The 18,840-nt window shown below is 69.1% G+C and carries 18 protein-coding genes; 11 read left to right on the top strand and 7 right to left on the bottom strand.

The genetic code is table 11. The annotated features are described in order from the left end of the window. Nucleotides 1–49 precede the first annotated feature (49 nt). The gene (locus tag G7043_RS45055; RefSeq protein WP_166055450.1) at nucleotides 50–643 is read left to right on the top strand and encodes a maleylpyruvate isomerase family mycothiol-dependent enzyme; all 594 of its coding nucleotides are present in this window, start codon (nucleotides 50–52) and stop codon (nucleotides 641–643) included. Here the strand turns inward: G7043_RS45055 and G7043_RS45050 are convergent. Then, entirely contained in the window at nucleotides 636–1,103 is a 468-nt protein-coding gene (locus tag G7043_RS45050; protein WP_313888407.1) for a MarR family winged helix-turn-helix transcriptional regulator, read from the bottom strand. The two genes, G7043_RS45055 and G7043_RS45050, sit on opposite strands and share 8 nt — an antisense overlap. Nucleotides 1,104–1,177: 74 nt before the next feature. On the opposite strand from G7043_RS45050, the gene G7043_RS45045 reads away from it, so the two are divergent. The 3 genes from G7043_RS45045 (at nucleotide 1,178) to G7043_RS45035 (ending at nucleotide 5,312) form a co-directional block, all read left to right on the top strand. After that, nucleotides 1,178–3,154 (top strand): MMPL family transporter, encoded by a 1,977-nt coding sequence (locus tag G7043_RS45045; protein ID WP_166055448.1) that lies wholly within the window; start codon nucleotides 1,178–1,180, stop codon nucleotides 3,152–3,154. Between the two features lie 15 nt (nucleotides 3,155–3,169). Further along, nucleotides 3,170–4,273, top strand: a complete 1,104-nt coding sequence (locus G7043_RS45040) for a winged helix DNA-binding domain-containing protein (protein ID WP_166055446.1) — start codon at nucleotides 3,170–3,172, stop codon at nucleotides 4,271–4,273. A 70-nt stretch (nucleotides 4,274–4,343) separates the two neighbouring features. Further along, nucleotides 4,344–5,312 (top strand): zinc metalloprotease, encoded by a 969-nt coding sequence (locus G7043_RS45035; RefSeq protein WP_166055444.1) that lies wholly within the window; start codon nucleotides 4,344–4,346, stop codon nucleotides 5,310–5,312. A gap of 14 nt (nucleotides 5,313–5,326) precedes the next feature. On the opposite strand, the gene G7043_RS45030 is transcribed toward G7043_RS45035, so the two are convergent. From G7043_RS45030 to G7043_RS45020, 3 genes are all read right to left on the bottom strand, one after another. Further along, on the bottom strand, nucleotides 5,327–6,805 hold the full coding sequence (locus G7043_RS45030) for a tetratricopeptide repeat protein (protein WP_166055442.1): 1,479 nt from the start codon (nucleotides 6,803–6,805) through the stop codon (nucleotides 5,327–5,329). A gap of 13 nt (nucleotides 6,806–6,818) precedes the next feature. After that, nucleotides 6,819–7,520, bottom strand: coding sequence for a hypothetical protein (locus tag G7043_RS45025; RefSeq protein WP_166055440.1), 702 nt, complete (start codon nucleotides 7,518–7,520; stop codon nucleotides 6,819–6,821). Nucleotides 7,521–7,587: 67 nt separating this feature from the next. After that, on the bottom strand, nucleotides 7,588–8,217 hold the full coding sequence (locus G7043_RS45020; protein ID WP_207312576.1) for a uridine kinase: 630 nt from the start codon (nucleotides 8,215–8,217) through the stop codon (nucleotides 7,588–7,590). A gap of 103 nt (nucleotides 8,218–8,320) precedes the next feature. On the opposite strand from G7043_RS45020, the gene G7043_RS45015 reads away from it, so the two are divergent. The 5 genes from G7043_RS45015 to G7043_RS44995 all read left to right on the top strand — a co-directional run bounded on the left by G7043_RS45015 (nucleotide 8,321) and on the right by G7043_RS44995 (nucleotide 14,786). Then, entirely contained in the window at nucleotides 8,321–9,235 is a 915-nt protein-coding gene (locus tag G7043_RS45015) for a glycoside hydrolase family 16 protein (protein WP_313888406.1), read from the top strand. Between the two features lie 105 nt (nucleotides 9,236–9,340). Continuing rightward, nucleotides 9,341–10,651 (top strand): diaminopimelate decarboxylase, encoded by a 1,311-nt coding sequence (gene lysA / locus G7043_RS45010; RefSeq protein WP_166055438.1) that lies wholly within the window; start codon nucleotides 9,341–9,343, stop codon nucleotides 10,649–10,651. A gap of 43 nt (nucleotides 10,652–10,694) precedes the next feature. Continuing rightward, nucleotides 10,695–11,987 (top strand): SWIM zinc finger family protein, encoded by a 1,293-nt coding sequence (locus G7043_RS45005; RefSeq protein ID WP_166055436.1) that lies wholly within the window; start codon nucleotides 10,695–10,697, stop codon nucleotides 11,985–11,987. Further along, nucleotides 11,984–14,470, top strand: coding sequence for a DUF7824 domain-containing protein (locus G7043_RS45000; protein WP_166055434.1), 2,487 nt, complete (start codon nucleotides 11,984–11,986; stop codon nucleotides 14,468–14,470). Before G7043_RS45005 ends, G7043_RS45000 begins: the two co-directional genes overlap by 4 nt. Nucleotides 14,471–14,474: 4 nt before the next feature. Next, a complete protein-coding gene (locus G7043_RS44995; RefSeq protein ID WP_166055432.1) occupies nucleotides 14,475–14,786 on the top strand; it encodes a DUF6968 family protein in 312 nt (103 codons plus the stop codon). On the opposite strand, the gene sph is transcribed toward G7043_RS44995, so the two are convergent. The 3 genes from sph to G7043_RS44980 form a co-directional block, all read right to left on the bottom strand. Next, nucleotides 14,779–15,702 (bottom strand): sphingomyelin phosphodiesterase, encoded by a 924-nt coding sequence (sph, locus tag G7043_RS44990; protein WP_166055430.1) that lies wholly within the window; start codon nucleotides 15,700–15,702, stop codon nucleotides 14,779–14,781. The two genes, G7043_RS44995 and sph, sit on opposite strands and share 8 nt — an antisense overlap. 76 nt (nucleotides 15,703–15,778) lie before the next feature. After that, on the bottom strand, nucleotides 15,779–16,465 hold the full coding sequence (locus G7043_RS44985; protein WP_166055428.1) for a FadR/GntR family transcriptional regulator: 687 nt from the start codon (nucleotides 16,463–16,465) through the stop codon (nucleotides 15,779–15,781). Between the two features lie 27 nt (nucleotides 16,466–16,492). Continuing rightward, the gene (locus G7043_RS44980; RefSeq protein WP_166055426.1) at nucleotides 16,493–17,089 is read right to left on the bottom strand and encodes a bifunctional 4-hydroxy-2-oxoglutarate aldolase/2-dehydro-3-deoxy-phosphogluconate aldolase; all 597 of its coding nucleotides are present in this window, start codon (nucleotides 17,087–17,089) and stop codon (nucleotides 16,493–16,495) included. Nucleotides 17,090–17,161: 72 nt separating this feature from the next. Here G7043_RS44980 and G7043_RS50515 point away from each other — a divergent pair, with 72 nt between their 5' ends. Both G7043_RS50515 and G7043_RS44970 read left to right on the top strand, forming a co-directional pair. Next, entirely contained in the window at nucleotides 17,162–17,446 is a 285-nt protein-coding gene (locus G7043_RS50515) for a hypothetical protein (RefSeq protein WP_166055424.1), read from the top strand. Between the two features lie 103 nt (nucleotides 17,447–17,549). Next, nucleotides 17,550–18,641: an FAD-dependent oxidoreductase gene (locus tag G7043_RS44970; protein ID WP_166055422.1), complete on the top strand. Its 1,092-nt coding sequence runs from the start codon at nucleotides 17,550–17,552 to the stop codon at nucleotides 18,639–18,641. Nucleotides 18,642–18,840 lie beyond the last annotated feature (199 nt).

Genomic DNA, 18,840 nt, shown 5'->3' with positions numbered 1-18,840 from the left:
ACCCTACGCGGACCGATTAGTTTTCGTCGGACGGTCCGTAAGAACGAACATGACCGAAGACATCAGACGAGCGGTGGCGGCCGAACGACGTGACCAGGCCGAACTCCTTGCCGGGCTCACCGAGGAGCAGTGGCACGCGCCAAGCCTCTGCGCGGGCTGGCGTGTGAAGGAGGTCGTCGCCCACACGACGTTGCCGTACCGCAGCTCGGCAGGGCGCGTGCTCAAGGAGATCCTCAAGTCCGCGGGCCGGTTCAACCACGCCGCCGACCGCATGGCCAAGACCGACGCCGCGCAGCTGTCGACGAACGACCTGGTCAAGACGCTGAAGGACAACATCGACCATCCCTGGACCCCACCCGGCGGCGGTGTGGCGGGAGCGCTCTCGCACGACGTCATCCACGGCCTCGACATCACCGTCGCGCTCGGCCTCGACCGCGTGGTGCCCCACGACCGCCTGAAGTTCGTGCTCGACGGCATGAAACCGAGCAACGTCAAGTACTTCGGCGCGGACCTCGACGGCAGACGGTTGGAGGCCACGGACCTGGACTGGACGTTCGGCGAGGGCGAGCCCGTCCGCGGCCAGGCTCAGGACCTGTTGCTCCTCGTGTGCGGACGAACGCTGCCGCCGGACAGGCTCAGTTGACGGCGTCCGAGGAGATCACGGCGTCGCGCACCCGCGCCGTCGCGTCGGTCGTGCCGGCGAGGAACCTGGCCACGACCTGACGATCCTCCGGACTGAGCTTCTCCCACGCGGCGGAGTACTCGCGGGCGAGGGGCTGGAAGAACGTCGAGGTCAGTGCCGTCGCCGCGGCGAGCACCCGGAGTTCGACGCGGCGACGGTCGTCCGGGTCGCGGTCTCGGACGACGTGGCCGGCCCTCGCCAGCCGATCCAGGACGGACGTGGTGGCCGACGCGCTCAGGTTCAGCGCCTTCGCGAGCGTGCCCGGTGTCATGGGGGAGCGGGCCGTCATGATCAGGTTCAACGCCGTCATGTCGGTCGGATGCAAGTCGTGGGCAGCGCTGAAGATCTCCAGGAACCGGTTCGACTCCACCACCAACGCGCGCAGCAGCATGCTCAGGTCGTAGTCACTTGCTTCACTCACTGCATCACTTGCTTCGCTCACGACTCAAGCATACAGTTCGACGATCGAAAGATTCGACGATCGAAGGAATTCTGATGCGCGTCCTCGCGGGAGTGCTGCTCGTCGTCTGGCTTGCACTGGGTGGGTTCACCGGGCCGTACGCGGGCAAGCTCTCGGAGGTCTCGGAGAACGACAGCAGCGCGTTCCTGCCGAACTCCGCCGAGTCCACCCAGGTCGCTGAGCTGCAGAAGAAGTTCCAGCGCGCCAACGCGATCCCGGCGATCATCGTCGTCGAACGGGCCGGCGGGCTGACCGAGGAGGACAACAAGTTCCTCGCCGAGCGCGGCAAGGGTTTCCAGGCGTCGCCGGTGATTCCCGCGCCGAACGACAAGGAGGCCGCTCAGCTCGTCGTGCTGCTCGACCCGGCGAAGGAGGTCCGCGACTCGGTCCTGGAGCTGCGTGACGGCGCCCGCAGCGCCCCGGAAGGCCTGAAAGTGCTGGTCACGGGACCGGCGGCGCAGGTGGCGGACCTCGTCAAGGCGTTCGGCGGGATCGACGGGTTGCTGCTGGTCGTCGCGGGCGCGGTGGTCGCGTTGATCCTGCTCGTCGTCTACCGGAGTCCGCTGCTGCCGGTCGTCGTGCTGGTGTCGGCGGTGTTCGCGCTCGGACTCGCCAGCTTCGTCGTGTACCTGCTGGCCAAGAACGACGTGCTGGCGTTGAACGGCCAAAGCCAGGGCATCCTCTCGATCCTCGTGTTCGGCGCGGCAACGGACTACGCGTTGCTGCTGGTGTCGAGATTCCGCGAAGAACTGCGCGACACCCAGGACAAGTACACGGCCATCCGCACGGCCTGGCGCGGCACGGTCGAACCCATCGCCGCCTCCGCCGGCACGGTCATCCTCGGCGTGCTGTGCCTGCTGTTCAGCGACCTCGACTCGAACAAGGGCCTCGGACCGGTCGCCGCCATCGGCATCGGCGCCGCGCTGCTGACCACGATGACGTTCCTGCCGGCGACGCTGGCGTTGTTCGGGCGCGCCGCGTTCTGGCCGTTCTCACCGAAGCTCGGCTCACCGCACCCGGAAACGAGCGGGCTGTGGGGGCGGGTGGCGAACCTGGTGCGGCACAAGCCTCGCGCGATCTGGATCGTCACGACGCTGGTGCTGCTCGTCGGTGCCGCGTTCCTGCCGCAGCTCAAGGCCTCGGGCACGGCGCAGTCCGACGTGTTCCTCACCGAGGTCGAATCCGTGGTAGGACAAGAGGTGCTGTCCAAGCACTTCCCGGGCGGCGCCGGATCGCCGACGGTCATCGTCGCCGCCGAGAGCAAGACCGCTGAGGTACTGGAGAAGTCCAAGGTGGACGGTGTCGCGGACGTGCGGTCCGCCGGCACCGCCGAAGGCCTGGTCCGCATCGAGGCCACGCTGAAGGACGCGCCCGACTCGGACGCGGCGGTCGAGACGGTGCAACGGATTCGTGCGGCGGTGCACGGGATCGACGACGCGAAGGTCGGCGGGCAGACGGCGACGTTGCTCGACACCAGGACGACGTCGGAGCGCGACAGGTTGCTGATCATCCCGATCGTGCTGGTGGTGATCTTCCTGGTGCTGGCGCTGTTGCTGAGGTCGTTGCTGGCACCGGTCCTGCTGATGGCGACCGTGGTGCTGTCGTTCGCGGCCACGATGGGTGTGTCCGCGCTGGTGTTCAACCACGTCTTCGACTTCCCCGGCTCGGACCCGGTGGTGCCGCTGTTCGGGTTCGTCTTCCTGGTGGCGCTGGGCATCGACTACAACATCTTCCTGATGACCCGCGTCCGCGAGGAGACCCAGCGCCTGGGCACGGTCGAGGGCACGTTGCGCGGTCTCAGCCTGACCGGTGGCGTGATCACGTCGGCCGGTGTGGTGCTGGCGGCCACGTTCGCCGCGCTCGCCGTGCTGCCGATCCTGTTCCTCACGCAGATCGCGTTCATCGTGACGTTCGGCGTCCTGCTGGACACGTTGCTGGTGCGGTCGTTGCTCGTGCCGGCGTTGTCCGTGGACATCGGTGGCCGAATCTGGTGGCCGTCGAAGCTCAGGTGAGTCAGGATCTCGGACATGACCTTCACGGCACGTCAGCTGAACCGCGCCACGCTCGACCGGCAGATGCTGTTGAGGCGTGAGCCGGTCGACCTGCTGACCGCCGTGGACAGGGTCGTCGCGATCCAGGCGCAGGAACCCGCGTCGCCGTACATCGCGCTGTGGAACCGGATGCGCGGCTTCGACCCGGCGGACCTCGACGAGGCCTTCGCCAGTGGCGTGATCCGCAAAGCCACGCTCATGCGGATCACGCTGCACGCCGTCACGGTCGCCGACCACGAGGTGTTCCACCACGCGATGCTGCCGGCGCTGCGAGCGTCCCGGTTGAACGACAAGCGGTTCCGGGCCATGGGACTGACGATCGAGCGGGCCGACGAGGTGCTCGCGCACATGCTGGAGTTCGCCGCCGAACCGCGGACCAAGCCGGAACTGGAGGCGCTGCTGCACTCGCACGTCGGTGACGTGGGAGAGCCGGGCATCTGGTGGGCGCTGGCCTCGTACGCGCCGCTCGTGCGAAGGCCGACCGGCGGGCCCTGGGCGTACGGACCGAAACTGTCGTTCCAGACGACGGTGATCGAGCCGCGCGAACGGATGGTGGCGCTGGCCGAGATGCTGCGCCGCTACCTCACCGGGTTCGGGCCCGCGACCGTCCTGGACATGAACCAGTTCACCATGTTGCCGCGCACCACGATCCGCGAGGCCCTGGAGTTGCTGGACCTGGTGCGCGAGGGCGACTACTACGACGTTCCGAATCGGACAATCCCGGAGGAAGACACTCCGACGCCGCCTCGGCTGATGGCCATGTGGGACAGCACGTTGCTCGCCTACGCCGACCGCAGCCGGATCATCCCGGACGCCTACCGCAAGCTCGTGATCCGCAACAACGGCGACACGCTGCCGACACTTCTCGTCGACGGTCAGGTGGCAGGGGTCTGGCGTTCCACTGAGGACGGCGACATCGAGGCGACCGCCTTCCACGCCCTCAGCGATGACCAGTGGGTGGGATTGGCGGACGAGGCCAAGGCGCTGCGCAAGCTCCTCGGCGACCGAGAACCGCAGGTCTACCGGCGTTACCACCGCTGGTGGACCGGTCTGCCGGTCGAACACGTTCGAAATCTGTGAAACGTCAAGATCCACAAAGGACCTATGCGTGAGTCACTATTCCTCCGTCCCTGCATGGAGGAAAATCTCAATGTTCCAAGCAAGAAAGCGCGTCCACGCGGCCCTCACGGCCGGTCTGCTGGCCGCGGGTGCGATCACCCTGCTCGGCGGTGCTCCTGCCACCGCCGTGAACACGGCGTCCACCGAGTGCGTTGACGATCACGGGCACTCCGCGGCAGCTCGCGGCAAGCCCGGCGTCAAGGGTCACGACAGCAACGAGCTCTCCGCCGCCCAGGTGGCGGAGATGAACGCTGACCTGGCCAAGAAGGTGCTGGAGGCCAACCAGCGCAGCCGAGTCGCCGCAGCGGCGGCCGGTGGCACGATCCCCGTGGTGTTCCACATCGTGAGCAACACGTCCGGCACGGGCACGATGACCGATGCCACCGTCGCGAAGCAGATCAAGGTGCTGAACGACGGTTTCGCGGGCGTCGAGTCGAGCGCCGCGGCGAAGACCGGCTTCACGTTCGTGCTGCAGCAGACCAAGCGCCACACCAACAACACGTGGTTCAACGGTGCCGGCAACGACGGCAGTGCCGCCGAGCGTTCGATGAAGACGCAGACCCGCGTCGGCACGGCGTCGACGCTCAACATCTGGTCGGTCGACATGCCCGACGGTCTCGGCTACGCGACGTTCCCGAACTCGTACCGGAGCCAGCCGAAGCTGGACGGCGTGGTCATCAACTACCAGAGCGTTCCCGGTGGTGCCGCGACGAACTTCAACCTCGGCAAGACCGTCACGCACGAGGTCGGCCACTGGATGGGTCTGTACCACACCTTCCAGGGTGGTTGCACCACGACCAACGACTCGGTCGCGGACACCCCGGCGCAGACCGACCCCACCTCGGGCTGCCCGACCGGTGCCGACACCTGTGCGCTGCCGGGCCTGGACCCGATCCACAACTACATGGATTACTCGTACGACAACTGCTACAACCAGTTCACCCCTGGTCAGAACACCCGCATGCAGAGCGCCTGGACGGCGTACCGCAGCGGCAAGTGATCTGGCACTGATGCTCAAAGCTGGGCGGCCACCGCGCGCGCCCGGTCGAGCTCCCGCTGGTAACGGCCGGGGTTGCGGACGACGAGTTCCTGATGCATGACCAGGGATTCGGCGATCGCGGCCTCGGCCTCGGCGCGTTCAGCTCGGAGCACCCGAATCAGCGCGTGGTCGGTGAGCGCATCGGCCAGCAGATGGGCGTACGCGTACGGGTCGTCCGCGTGCCACTCGCGATACTCGGCAACCGAGCGCAGCGATGCCTCCAGCGCGACGTCGTACTGACGCAGACGCGCCGAGGCAACGGCGAAGGTGTTGCGCGCCATGGCTTTCCCTCTCGGCGTCTCGTACAGTTCGACGCCCTTCGCGGCGGCCTGCGCAGCCTCGGCGTAGGCACGACGGGAGATCAGGACGCTGGCCTTGTTGGCCCACGCCCGCGCGAGCTCGGTCCGTCCGACGGCGCGATCGGCGTGTTTGGTGGCCAGTGCGATGGCCTCGTCGCTGGCCGCGCACGACTCGTCGAGCCTGCCGACGTCGTGCAGCCGGCTGGCGAGACTGATGAGCACGAGCGCGAGCCGCAGGTCCAGCTTCATCACCATCGCCCGGCCCTCGGCCTGCGCGGCGAGCACCCGGTACCGCTCGACCGACTCCTGCGACGCCCGCAGTGCCTCCTGGTCGAGGCCCAGGTCGTGCAACCGGTTGGCGTGGTTGGTGAGCGCCGAGGCGAGATTGGCATCACCGCGCCTGCGGAACGCGTCGACAGCGTCCACGTGGGACTGCCTGGCCTCGTCGAACCGGCCCAGGCGCAGCTGGAGGGCGCTCAGTTCGTCGAGGACGGTGTAGAGGCGCACGCCGTCCTCGTCCGGCTGCTGCCGCCAGAACGCCGCGGCTTCCTCCAGCACGTCCGCCGCCTGCTCGTACTCGCCGATCGTGGTGAGCCGGTGGGCGTGCTCCGACTGGGCGTGGGCGAGCTGGAACGGTGCCGAACGGTCCTTCTTGGCCGGTTGGTACGCGCGCCTCGCGGCCACGCACTCGCCGGCGTTGCGGGCCGCTTCCTCGTGCCTGCCCAGTTCGCCGAGGAGTTCGGTGATCCAGTACTGCGCTGTGAAGGAGACCTCGTGCTCGCCGAGCTCCTTCGCGAGCGCGTGCTCCTCCTGCGCGATCGGCAACGCCTCGTCGTACAGCTCCTGCCGGAACAGGTTGGCGCGCAACGAACTCAGAACCCGCCGCACGCCGATCGTCCGGCCCGTCGCGCGCCGGAGTTCGAGCTCCTCGTAGTGCAGGCGCCGAGCCAGGTCGTCCCAGCCGGCGTCCTCGAACGTCTCGGACAGGAAACCCAGGGCCGCCGGCAGCGCGTCGCGCTGCGGCCACGTCTCCCGAGGAGTGTCCCGCAGCGCTTCGACGACCGGGAACTGGATGCGGATGATCTTGTAGGGGTCCGGGTAGCAGTCCTCGGCTTCCCGGTGCCGCGTTTCCTCGCGGCGCACGCGCTCGATCACGCGCGAGTAGATATCACGCGGTGCGCACCTCGGGGACGGTCTTCGCCACTTCCGGTTCGGGTTCGGACGCGAGCCGCGCGCTCATCGTGCCGCCCTCGGGCACACCGGCCGGTGACGGGATCTTGCCCAGCAGGTACCCGGCGTGGCTCACGCCGAGCAGCACCAGGAACGCGTCGGAGAACGCGGGCAGCCCGGCGATGCCCGCGGGGTTGCTCACGGCCTTGAGCGCCGAGACCGCCTGCGCGACGTAGAGCAGCACCAACAGGATCGTGATGACGAAGTTCTGGAACTTCGCCAGGTCGACCGACCGGCCCGCCGACGCGCCTTCCTCGACGGTCAGCATCTCCCAGAGCGTGCCGCGTTCGGAGCCGATCGGGTAGGCCGCCACCGAGTCCGGCCGGGTCGTGCTCTTGGTGACCTTGATGGCCCCCGCGACGACCCCGGACCCGACCGCGATGCCGAGCAACCACAGCACCTGGCTGGGGATCTGGAACCCGGCGACGTCGACCTGCCCGGCCGCGAACCGCCCGAACGCCATGCCGGTGATCAGCGACAGCAGCACGACCGTCCACACCATGACCTGGAAGCGGGACAGGCTGTACCGTCCGCGCGCGTCCCGCAGGACGTTCTGCGCGCCGAGCCGGTTGGGGACCACCACCGCGAGCAGCACGATGACGAGAGCGGACACGATCCAAGCCCAGAACGTGGTCGCCATGGCGGCCTCCTCGCTACGCCGTTCGGACGCTGTGGCTCCTACGTCGTCGCGAGGCCACCAGGCGTTATCACGCCGGGTAACGATTTGGGGGTCGGTGGGCGTTGTGGTCGATCACCAGGCTCGCCCGCGCGGCCGGATCGCACCGGGTCAGGTACAGGCGCTGGCCTTCGACGTATCGGCGGTTGCGGGGATCGTCCGGATCGGACGGGCTGCCGTCCCGCACGGCCATCCGCGCGACGGAGACCGCGAAGTCGACGTCCAGGAACACCGAGAAGTCCCAGCGGCCCGCGAGCTCGTCGCGGTGCAGGAAGATCCCGTCCACCAGCAGGAGCGCGGACGGCGGCGCCACTTCAGCCGGCGGATCGACGTACTCGTCGGTTTCCAGGTCGTGGCTCGCGCGCTGGAACGGCAGTCCCTGAGCGAACGGCGTGAGCAGGCGGTCGATGAACCGCTCGTAGTCGAAGCTGTCCAGGAAGAAACCCTCGGGCGACGACTTGCCGCGCCGCCATCGCACCGACTGCGGATGGTGAAAGTCGTCCACGGACGCCCGCACGACCTCACGGCCTCGCTCGCGGAGCACCGCGGCCAGGTCGTCGCAGAACGTCGTCTTGCCCGCGCCGTCGACCCCGTCCACCGCGACCAGGCCCTGCGGGGGCAGCAGGTCGGCGATCTCGTCCAGCGCGTCGGTTCGTGTCACCTGATCGACGATCCCACAGATCGCCACCAGCTTGACGGGAGAGGCGTGAGAGCGCTTCCATGGAACTCCGCTGCCGTGCGATAGTGACAGAGAGGTCATCATCGTGGCTCGAAAACTTCGGTATGCGCTCTTGGCACTTCTCCTGGCGATCCCGCTGTCCGGTGCCGCGCAGGCAGCGGTCCCGCCCACCCCGCCCGGTTGGACGCTGGCCTGGTCCGACGACTTCACCGGCCCGAACAACACCGCGCCGAACTCGAACAACTGGATCGTCGACACCGGCCACGGTTACCCCGGCGGCCCCGGCAACTGGGGCACCGGCGAGATCCAGCGCTACACCAACGATCGCGCCAACCTGCGTCTCGACGGCACCGGCAACCTGCGCATCGTCCCGTTGCGCGCGGCCAACGGTGAGTGGACGTCCGCACGCATCGAGTCCCGCCGGTCGAACTTCAAGGCACCGGCCGGCGGCGTGTTGCGCATCGAGGGCCGCATCCAGATGCCGAACGTCACCGGTACCGCCGCGCTGGGCTACTGGCCCGCGTTCTGGGCGTTGGGCGCGCCGTACCGCGGCAACTACTGGAACTGGCCGAGCATCGGCGAGTTCGACATCATGGAGAACGTCAACGGCATCAACAGCGTCTGGGGCGTGCTGCACTGCGGCGTGAACCCCGGCGGCCCGTGCAACGAGACGAACGGCCTCGGCGCCTCCCGCGCCTGTCCCGGCAGCGCGTGCCAGGGCGCGTTCCACACCTACCGCTTCGAGTGGGACCGCTCGGTCAGCCCCAACCAGCTGCGCTGGTACGTCGACGGCCAGCAGTTCCACACCGTGCGGCAGAACCAGATGGACGCGACGTCCTGGAACAACATGACGTCCCACCAGGGCTACTTCATCCTGCTGAACGTGGCGATGGGCGGCGCGTTCCCCAACGGCGTGGCAGGCCGCGGTACCCCGGTGCCGCAGACGACGCCGGGCCGTTCGATGGCCGTCGACTACGTGGCGGTGTGGACGCGGCCGTGACCTGGATTACGGCGTCCGTCAGGATCGCGTCAAGGTAGGCCTCCGGGGTGTCAGGTTCTCGTCCGTGGCCTGGGAACGCGGTTCGCCTGGGCGTGCAATCGAGGCATGACACTCGCGGAGTTGCTGCCCAGCATCGGATGCTCCACCGAGCCGGTGCTGGAAGAGGGTCTGTGGCCGGACGGCACCGTGCTGTCCGGCTCGGACCTCGTCATCGGTGGAGTCTCCGCCACCCGGCTCGCGGCCCGGTTCGGCACGCCCTGCCAGGTGCTGGACGAGGCAACGGTCCGTTCTCGTGCCAGGACCTTCGCGGCCACGCTCCCGGACGGCGAGGTCGTGTTCGCGGGCAAGTCGTTGCCCTGTCCCGAGGTCTACCGCTGGATGGCCGCCGAAGGGCTCTCGCTGGACGTCTCGTCCGCCGGTGAGCTCGCGCTCGCCCGTGCCGCCGGCGTCCCGGGTGAGCGAATCGTCCTGCACGGCAACGTGAAGACCAGCGAAGACCTCAAAGCCGCGCTGGAGCACGGCGTCTCGCGGATCGTCGTCGACTCGTTCGACGAGATCGCCCAGCTCGGCGCTCTCGCCCGGCACGGCCAGCAGGTCATGATCCGCGTGACGCCCGGTGTGGACGCGGTGACGCATGCCGCGATCGCGACCGGTGTGGAGGACCAGAAGTTCGGCTTCTCGCTGGCTTCCGGCGCCGCCCTGGAGGCGATCCTGCGCGTGGTCGAGCAGCCTTCGTTGCGTCTTGTCGGCCTGCACTGCCACATCGGTTCGCAGGTCCGGCACGTCGCGTCGTACGAGGAAACCGTGCGGCGCATGGTCGGCCTGATCGCCTCTTGTGGTGTCCGCATCGAGCAACTCGACCTCGGTGGCGGGTTCTGCGCGCCGTACCTGCCGGGGGAGTCGTCGTTCGACCTCTTCGGCTTCGCGCAACGGGTCCGCGGCACGCTGAACTACGAGTGCGCACTGCACCGCGTGCCCGTGCCGCGGCTGCTGATCGAGCCCGGACGGTCGATCGTCGCGAACGCCGGGGTGACGCTGTACCGCGTCTGCGCGGTGAAGCGCGGTGTCACACGCACGTTCGTGGCTGTCGACGGCGGTATGAGCGACAACCCGCGGCCCGCCCTGTACGGCGCCAAGTACGCGGTCAGGCTGATCGGACGCGGTGGTGCCCTGCGGCCGGTGACCGTGGTGGGACGGCACTGCGAGGCCGGTGACGTGCTGGCAGACGGCCTGTTGCCCGCGGACGTGCACGCGGGAGACTTGCTCGCGATGCCGGTCACGGGTGCGTACCACCACGCGTTGGCCTCGAACTACAACCAGGTGTGCAGGCCGCCGGTCGTCGCCGTGCGGGACGGTTTCGCGCGGCCGATCATGCGCCGGGAGACCGAGGAGGACCTGCTGCGCCGTTACGTTTAACGGTTTCGCTGCACCTCGAACGTGTGTTCTTTAGAGTGGCGCGATGCACTCGTACGCCTACGTCGCCGACTCCCGGCTCGACGAGACGCGTCGCGCCCTCGGACTGCAGACCTCTGGCGGACGCGGCCCCCACCCGCGCTTCTTCACCGGGTTCCTGGGCGACTCGCAGCAGTCCGCGACCGCGTTGCTCGCCATCGCGAAAGTCGCGGGCACCCGGTACTTCCAGCCCACGACCGAACGGCTGCGCGACCCCGTCGTCACCTGCAACGGCGACCGGCTGCGCTTCGAGTCGTTCTCCGGCTGCTGCGGTGTCTACGCGCGACTCGACGTGCTCTCCGGTGCGCTCGACGGCGAGGTGCACGACCGCGGGACCACGAACGTCGACGTCAACGAGCCTCTCAGGCGTGCGCTGGCCCGTGTCACCAAGGGTGATCCGCTGCACCTGACCGTCGGGCCGGACCAGGTCGAGTTCGGCACGCTCGACGGCGCGGTGGTGGAGAAGAAGGTTCCGCTGCCGCCGCGCTGGCTGCGCGGGTTCGCCGAGACCCAGGTGCTGACCTCGCGGTTCGACCTGAAGGCCGAGCTGTCCTCGGTGGACGCCCAGCGGTTTCTCAAGACGCTGCCCAAGGGGCGCGCGGCGGTGTGGGCGGTGCCGTCCGGGAAGTCGTTGCGGCTCAGCGGAACCGCGTCGGCCAACGCGGTGTGCCTGGCTGGCCCGAACCGCCTCGAGACGCTGATCCCGTTGCTGCGCTTCGCCAAGGCCGTGCGGTTGTACGGCCCGCCGGCGGACGGCAAACCCGTCGCGAGCGGCTGGGAGGTCGATCTGGGCTCGCAGCGGCTCACGCTCGTCCTCTCACCCGAGGTCAACCGCGGCCTGTCCGGTGAGGGCGCGGTTTTGGACGGACTGGCCGCTGGAGACGCGGACACCGACGCCGAACTGATCGGCGCGCTGCTGGACTTCGAGCCCCGAGTGGACGTCGCGGACCTCGCGGACCGGTCCGGGCTCGCCGTCGGGCGGGTCAGGGACGCGCTCGCGCAGCTCGGCACGGCCGGGCGGGTGGGCTACGACCTGGCCGAAGCCTCGTACTTCCACCGCGAACTGCCCTACGAGGGCGCGGACGTCCAGGCCATGAACCCCCGGCTGCGCAACGCGAAGGCGCTGGTCGAGCAGGGTGCGGTCACGTGGGACGGCGACACCGCGCTGGTCGGTGACTACCGGGTCAACGGCGAGACGTGCACCTGCCAGTGGTGGGCCGAATACCGGGGCGGGCGAGGCAAGTGCAAGCACGTGCTGGCGGCGGACATGGTCGCGGAAAAGATCAGGGAGAAGGCGTGACGTTCGACGAGATCCGCGGGCTGATCGAGGCGGACGAGCCCGTGCCGCTGCGCGAAGCGCTCAACGCCCTCACTCCCGACCAGCGCAAGGAGTTCGCGAAGGACCTGATCGCGTACGAGAAGAAACATCGAGCGGGCGATCGGAGCTGGCACCACCAGGCGACGCTCGCCATCGCGGGAGCCGGGCTGATGCCGAACGCCTCCGCGCTCACGCCGTGGCTCATGCGGTATCAGATCTGGCACCACCGCATGAGGCCGGACGGCGGAATCACCGACTTGATCGACGTGTTGCGGCAGCGCGACCTCGCCTGGATGCCGGACCTGGTCGCCCGGCTGGGCGCCAAGATGCCGACCAGGGAACTCAACCGGTTCGACCTGATGCGGGTGATCCTGGAGTTCTGCGGGGAGAACCCGCCGGACTCGGACGGTTTCCTGCGGCACTTCATGACCCTGGGCGGCCACACCAGGTGGCAGCCCGGCTTCGACGCGCTGATCCCGCGCATGCTCGAGGTCGTCGGCACGGGCGTGGTCTTCGCGACCACCCGCCAGTGGCCGCCCTTCCTGCGCGATCGGGCGGACCGGAAGATCCTCCTGGACGGCTGCCTCGCCCGGCTGCAGCAGGGCGGCGGCGCCAAGGAGATGGAAGGTTTCCTGGCCCTGCACGAAGTTCTGCAGGTCACGCTGGACGAGACGGCCGAACACGCGCGTGACTACGTCGCGATGCTGCCGGACTCGCGCTCGACTGTCGCCGGGCTCGCGCAGGAGCGGCTGAAGTCGGCGGACGAAGCCGGGAAGCTCGACCTCGACCTGCTGACCGACGCGAGCCGATGGGTGTTCGGCCGCACCGAGAAGAAGCTCGTCCGCACCCAGCTCACCTGGCTCGCCAAGCACGCGAAGTCCACTCCGGACGCCGTGGTGCTGACCGTCGCCGAGCTGTTCGCGCACCCGTCGGACGACCTGCGCGGGCAGGCGGTCAAGCTGGTGGCGAAGGACCTGACGAAGATCAGCGACGCCACCAGGACCGAACTGCTGACGCTGGCCGAACAACTCCCCGCCGACATGGCGGAGCAGCTCGGCAGCACCACTACACCGGACGAAACCGCCGCACTCGCCCCGTTCGTGCCGACACCGTTCCCCGAACCGATCGCGACGATCGACGAGCTGACGGGCGAGGTGCTGTCGCTGTTCGGCCGCAACGCCCGATACGTCGACCCGATCAACGCGGAACGGGTCGTCGAGGCGATCGTCCGGTTCGCCTGGCAGGACCGGGAAGCGGTCGCGCAGGCGTTCCAGCCGATGTACGAGAAGTACCCGTGGCTCCTGAACGAGTACGCGTACGAGACCTATGCGGACCACGCCAGGCGCAACGCCTGGACCGAGCTGATCGCGATCATCGCTGTCGTGTCCAAGCCGGTGCAGACGACCGAACCCGATCCGGAGGCGGCTCCCGCGTGGCAGGCGCAGTTCGAACGCGCACGGGCCGGCGCGGTGGGCGAGCAGCTCACCCTGCGGCTGCACGACATCCAGCAGGGCCTGCTGAGGTCACCGCGGCCGGCCCTGGTCTCGACCCCGACGGAGACGTCCGGGCTGCTTGATCCGGCGACGTTGCTGGACCGGCTGGCCAAGGCCGAGGCGGACGGCTGGGAACCGTGGCCGCGCGACCTGACCCAGGCCTGCCACCGGTTGCCGCGCGACGTGGACCCCGAGACCTTCGCGTCGCTGCAGGGCGCCGCGGGGCAGCGGCTGCGCGAGTTGCTCGGCTTCCGCAGCGATCCAGTTGTCGAGCTGGTCGAACGGGTGCGCGGCGGCAACGACAGCTACTACCGGCAGACGCTGCCGGAGCGACGGCTGTTCGTGACCGTCGAACCCGGCCTGGCCACGCCGGAGCAGCACTGGTTCGGCCACGGCGAGTGGAGCTCGATGTACGAGTGGTGGCCCTCGATCCTGCCTGCACAGCGCGAGATCGTGGCCGCTCACCTCGTGCCGCACCTCGCACACCGGATGAGCTCGAAGGGCGGAGACGGTCCGCTGCTGCCGTCGCTCGCCGAGGCGGACGGCCCGATCGGCGTGGCCATGAACCTGGCGCTCGGGTACGGGCTCGCCGCGGAACTCACGGTGAACCGCGCCCACGCCGTCGACGCCCTGCTCATCCTCGCGGCCCGCGACCAGTTCGACGGCCAGGCGCTGGGTTCAGTGCTCGGCCGGTTGCTCGAAGGCGGTTACGTCCCGCTGAACCGAATCGTGCCCGGCCTGCGCGATGTGGCTCGCTCCGGCGCGGCTGTTCAGGTCTGGGACGTCGTGGTGACCGCGTTGCCCAAGCTGTGGGCGCACAACCGGGTCGCGGACGTCGTCGAGCTCGCGGTCGAACTGGCGCAGCAGCTCAAGCCCGGCGGTGAGATCGACGGACTCGCCGAGGTCGCCGCGCGCAAGGGCTCCAGCAAGGCGGTCGTGCAGGCGAAGCGACTGGTGGCCGCACTAGGCTGAGCACATGGACCTGGGAAAGATCGTCGCGCAACGGCAGCTCGAAGGCGTGGCGCCGGACGGATCACGGTTCGACGTGGTGATCAGGTTCGGTGCCCCGCGCCCCGATCCGTTGAGCGGCAACGGTGACTGGGAGTGTCCACATCAGATCGTCGGTCTCGGCGACGACTCGGTGGGAGCCGCGTTCGGCGTGGACTCGTTGCAGGCGTTGCTGCTCAGCGTCTACGCGGTGCGGATCAAGCTGGCCGAGTCGGACATCACCGTGAACTGGCTGGGAATGCCCGAACTCGGCCTGACGGTCGCTCCGCTGGTCAGCTAGCGAAGACGGGGTAGTGGTCGGACAGATCCGTGTAGGTGTACTTGCGGCCCCACGACCAGATCGACCACTCAGGACTCTTCACACGCCGGGTTTCGTTGCGCAGCACCGGTCCCTGGACCGTCAGCACGTAGTCGAGGTGTTCGGACGCGTACTCGGGGCCGTACTGGTCGCGGCAGACGCTGTTGTCCGCGCAGTCCCACGAGAACGGGTGCCCGACCACCTCCGGCGTCGAGGCGCCCAGTTCGGCGACCATCCGCGGGAACTCGTCGCTCGCCTTGACCACGTTCAGGTCGCCCGCCACGTACACGGGCTCGGTTGCGGGAATGTTCCGCGAGGTCAGGAACGCTGTGATCTCGGCTCGCTGCGACGCCCGGTAGACTGCCGGCGCGCTCGTGCAGGTGGAGTCCTCGGCCTGCATGTGCGTGCCGATCACGTGCATCGGTCCGGACGGTGCTTCGATCCGCACGTACGCGAAACCCTTGTTGGAGAACCAGTCCGCGCCGCACGCGTCGCGGTAGACGTACTGCACGCGCGTGGTGATCGGCCACCGGCTGAGCACCGCGACCCCGCCGTCCTCGGGCGTCGAGTCGCGGTACGCGCCGCCGGTGACGTCCCACCCGGACCTGCTGCGGCCCAGCACCGGGGTCTGGTGCGGGTAGGTGTCGCGGAGGTTGGCCAGCACCCGGTCGGAGGCGGCGTTGTCGAACGCCTCCTGCAGCACCACGACGTCCTGTCCGTTCAGCACGCCGGTGCTGTCGATCAGGTCCGCCCGCGTCACCTGACCCCAGTTCGGGTAGAGGTTCCGCGACAGCATGAACACGTTGTAGGTGGCGATTCTCGGAGCGGCGGGGGCCGCGATCGCGGGTGCGGCGGAGATCGTGAGCGCGAGGGCGGCGGCGAGCGTGATCAGGCGCATGGGGCCGATGGTGAAGGACGTGAGAATCCTTCACAACCGGCCGGGCGGGTCGTATCGATCAAGCGTTGATGAACTTTCAGCGCAGCCGCTCGAGGTCCGCGCCCGACTTGTCGACCAGCGCGCGCATCGCGTCGTAGGCCGCCTCCGGGTCGCGCGCCGCGATCGCGTCCACCACCGCGCGGTGTGACGGAACCGGGTCGTCGTCCACGTTGCCGTGCACCAGCTTGTCCCGCTCGGCCAGTCCGATCGCGATGATCCGCTCGACCTGAGTGAGGAACGCGTTGTGCGTGGCGGCCATCAGCAGCCGGTGGAACTCCAGGTCCGCCCGGACGGTCGCCGCAAGATCCTGGGCGGCGGCCATCCGGTCGAGCGCGTCGGACAAAGCCTCGATGTCGGCGTCCGAAGCACGTTCGGCCGCGAGGCGAGCGGCGGCGGGTTCGACGATCACCCGCATCTCGGTCAGCTCGTCGAACAGGCTGTGGTCCGCGTCCGCCTGGGTCTGCCAGCGCATCACGTCGGTGTCGAGCAGGTTCCACGACGAGCGCGGCTGCACGAAGGTGCCGCGCTTCTGCCGGGCGTCGATGATGCCCTTGGCGGACAACACCTTCAGCGCCTCGCGCAGCGCGGTCAGCGACACGTCCAGTTCTTCGCGCAGCGCCGGGAGGTCGAGGGTGTCGCCCTCGGCGATCTCGCCGGCGAGGATCCGGCCCGCCAGCGCCTCGACGGTTTGGCCGTGCACGCCCCGCAGCCGCTTGTCGTTCATGGGGCCAGATCATACGACGCTCATAAATTATGGATTAACCCGAATGAGGGCCTTGACCTCGTCGAGCGGCGTGCGGGCGAGGGCCGACCCGACCCCGCACGCCACCGCGCCCGCCTCCAGCCACGCGGGAACGTCGGCCGGCGCCACCCCGCCGGTCGGCACCAGCGGCGCGTGCGGCAGCACGGCGAGCACGTCCTTGACCCACTGCGGAGTCGGCGCGGGGAACACCTTCACGGCGTCCGCGCCCATCTCCATCGCCTGGATCACCTCGGTGACCGTCGCGGCGCCCGGAAGCACCGCCGCCCCGTACCGGTGACCGGCGCGGATCACCGACGGTTCGAGGTTCGGCGCCACCAGGAACTGCGCTCCGGCGCGCACCGCGGCGACCGCCGAAGCCTCGTCCAGCACCGAGCCCGCGCCGATGACGGCGGACGGGAAGCCTGCGCGCAGGCGGCGGATCGCGTCCAGCGCGCCGGGGTTGGTCAGTGGGAGTTCGAGCGAGGTGAGGCCCGCGTCCAGCAACGGAACGGCGGCCTCGAGGGCTGACTCGGTGTCACCGGTGCGGATGATCGCGATGATGCCCTGCCGCACGACTGCCTGGATGATCTCGTAGCGGTAGCTCACGCAGGTCAGCCTACTGCACATAAATTAGGAATTATTCTTGACGCCCAAGACGCGCAAGGGGAGGCTCACCGCATGAAGTGCGCGGTGGTGTCGGGTGCGGCAGCCGGAATCGGTGCCGCCACGGCGAAGCACCTGGCCGGCAACGGCTATCGGGTCGTCGGGATCGACCTGCACGGTGACGTGGCCGCGCAGGGGGACGTCAGCGATCCGGGGACCTGGCATCGCGCGGTCGAACTGTGCGACGGCGGCGTGGGGGTCGAGGTGGACGAGGAGGCGGTGCGCCGGGCCGCGGAGATCGGGCACTCGTGGCGGTCGCCGATCTGGCGGTACGACGACGGCAGCTTCGCCGAGTGGTGACTGACAGTGGCTGCCAGAGGGCTGTCAGTCGCGTGTGCGGGAGGTGCCAGCGCCTGCGGTGAGGCTGGTCGTGTTCCCAGATCACGACCTCGTAGGAGCTCCAATGCACGTCACGATCATCGGTGCCGGCCTCGGCGGACTCACGCTCGCCCGCGTGCTGCACGTCAACGGCATCCCGTCCACCGTCTACGAGGCGGAGGGCTCGCCGACGTCACGTGCGCAGGGCGGCATGCTCGACATCCACGACTACAACGGCCAAATCGCCGTCGAGGCAGCCGGCTTGATGGACGAGTTCCGCGCCATCGTGCTCGAAGGCCGCGAGGCCATGCGCTTCCTCGACAGCGACGGCACGGTCCTGTTCGACAAGGCCGACGACGGCACCGGCGGCCGCCCCGAGGCCCAGCGCGCCGACCTGCGGCAGATGCTGCTCGACTCGCTTCCGGCCGGCACGGTCCGTTGGGGCCACAAGGTGGCCGCGGTCCACGGCAAAGAGGTGACGTTCGCCAACGGCACGACCATCACCGCGGAACTGCTGGTCGGCGCGGACGGCGCGTGGTCGCGCGTCCGGCCGTTGCTCACCGACGCCACGCCGGAGTACACGGGCATGTCGTTCGTCGAGACCTACCTCTACAACGCCGACGCTGAGCACCCTGCCGTGGCGGAGGTCGTGGGTGGTGGCTCGATGTTCGTCCCCGGCGAGGGCAAGGGGATCTTCGCGCACCGGGAGGCAGGCGGCGTCCTGCACGCCTATGTCGAGTTCAGCCGGCCGCTGGACTGGTTCGACGACATCGACGTCACGGACCGCGCGCGGGTCGCGCGCGAGTTCGAGGGGTGGGCGCCGGAGCTGACCGCGCTGATCACCGAGTCCGACACCGTGCCGCTGCTCCGGCCGCACTACGCCCTGCCCACCGGCCACCGGTGGGACCGCGTGCCGGGCGTGACCCTGATCGGTGACGCCGCGCACCTCGCCGCGCCCAACGGTGAGGGCGCCAACCTCGCGATGCTCGACGGCGCCGAGCTCGGCAAGGCCCTCGCCGCTCACTCGGAGGTGGAGGTCGCGCTGCACGAGTACGAGCAGGCCATGTTCGTGCGTGCGGCGGAGACCACCGCCGATGCCGACGTGGTGGTGCAGAGCCTGTTCGGCGACGACGCCCCGCAGAAGGTCCTCGACCTGATCGCGGCCGACCAGCACTGACGATCGGAGGTTGATGAGGGGAGCTTTCATAAACCTCAGGTTTATGAAAGCTCCCCTCATCAACCTCCAGGGGGCCCTGCGGGTCGCGCTGGACGAGCTCGCGGCCCGCGCCAGGCCGAGATCGGTACCGCCGGCGGTCCGTGCGAGATCCTCGGCATCTTCGACCGCGAGGCCCGCCGCGGCCACAAAGCCGAGGCCC

The organism is Lentzea alba (assembly GCF_011067745.1).
In the GTDB taxonomy this organism is placed as follows: Bacteria; Actinomycetota; Actinomycetes; order Mycobacteriales; family Pseudonocardiaceae; genus Lentzea; species Lentzea alba.
Note: the sequence above shows the minus strand (reverse complement) of the source record. Positions and strands in the feature narration are given on the sequence as shown.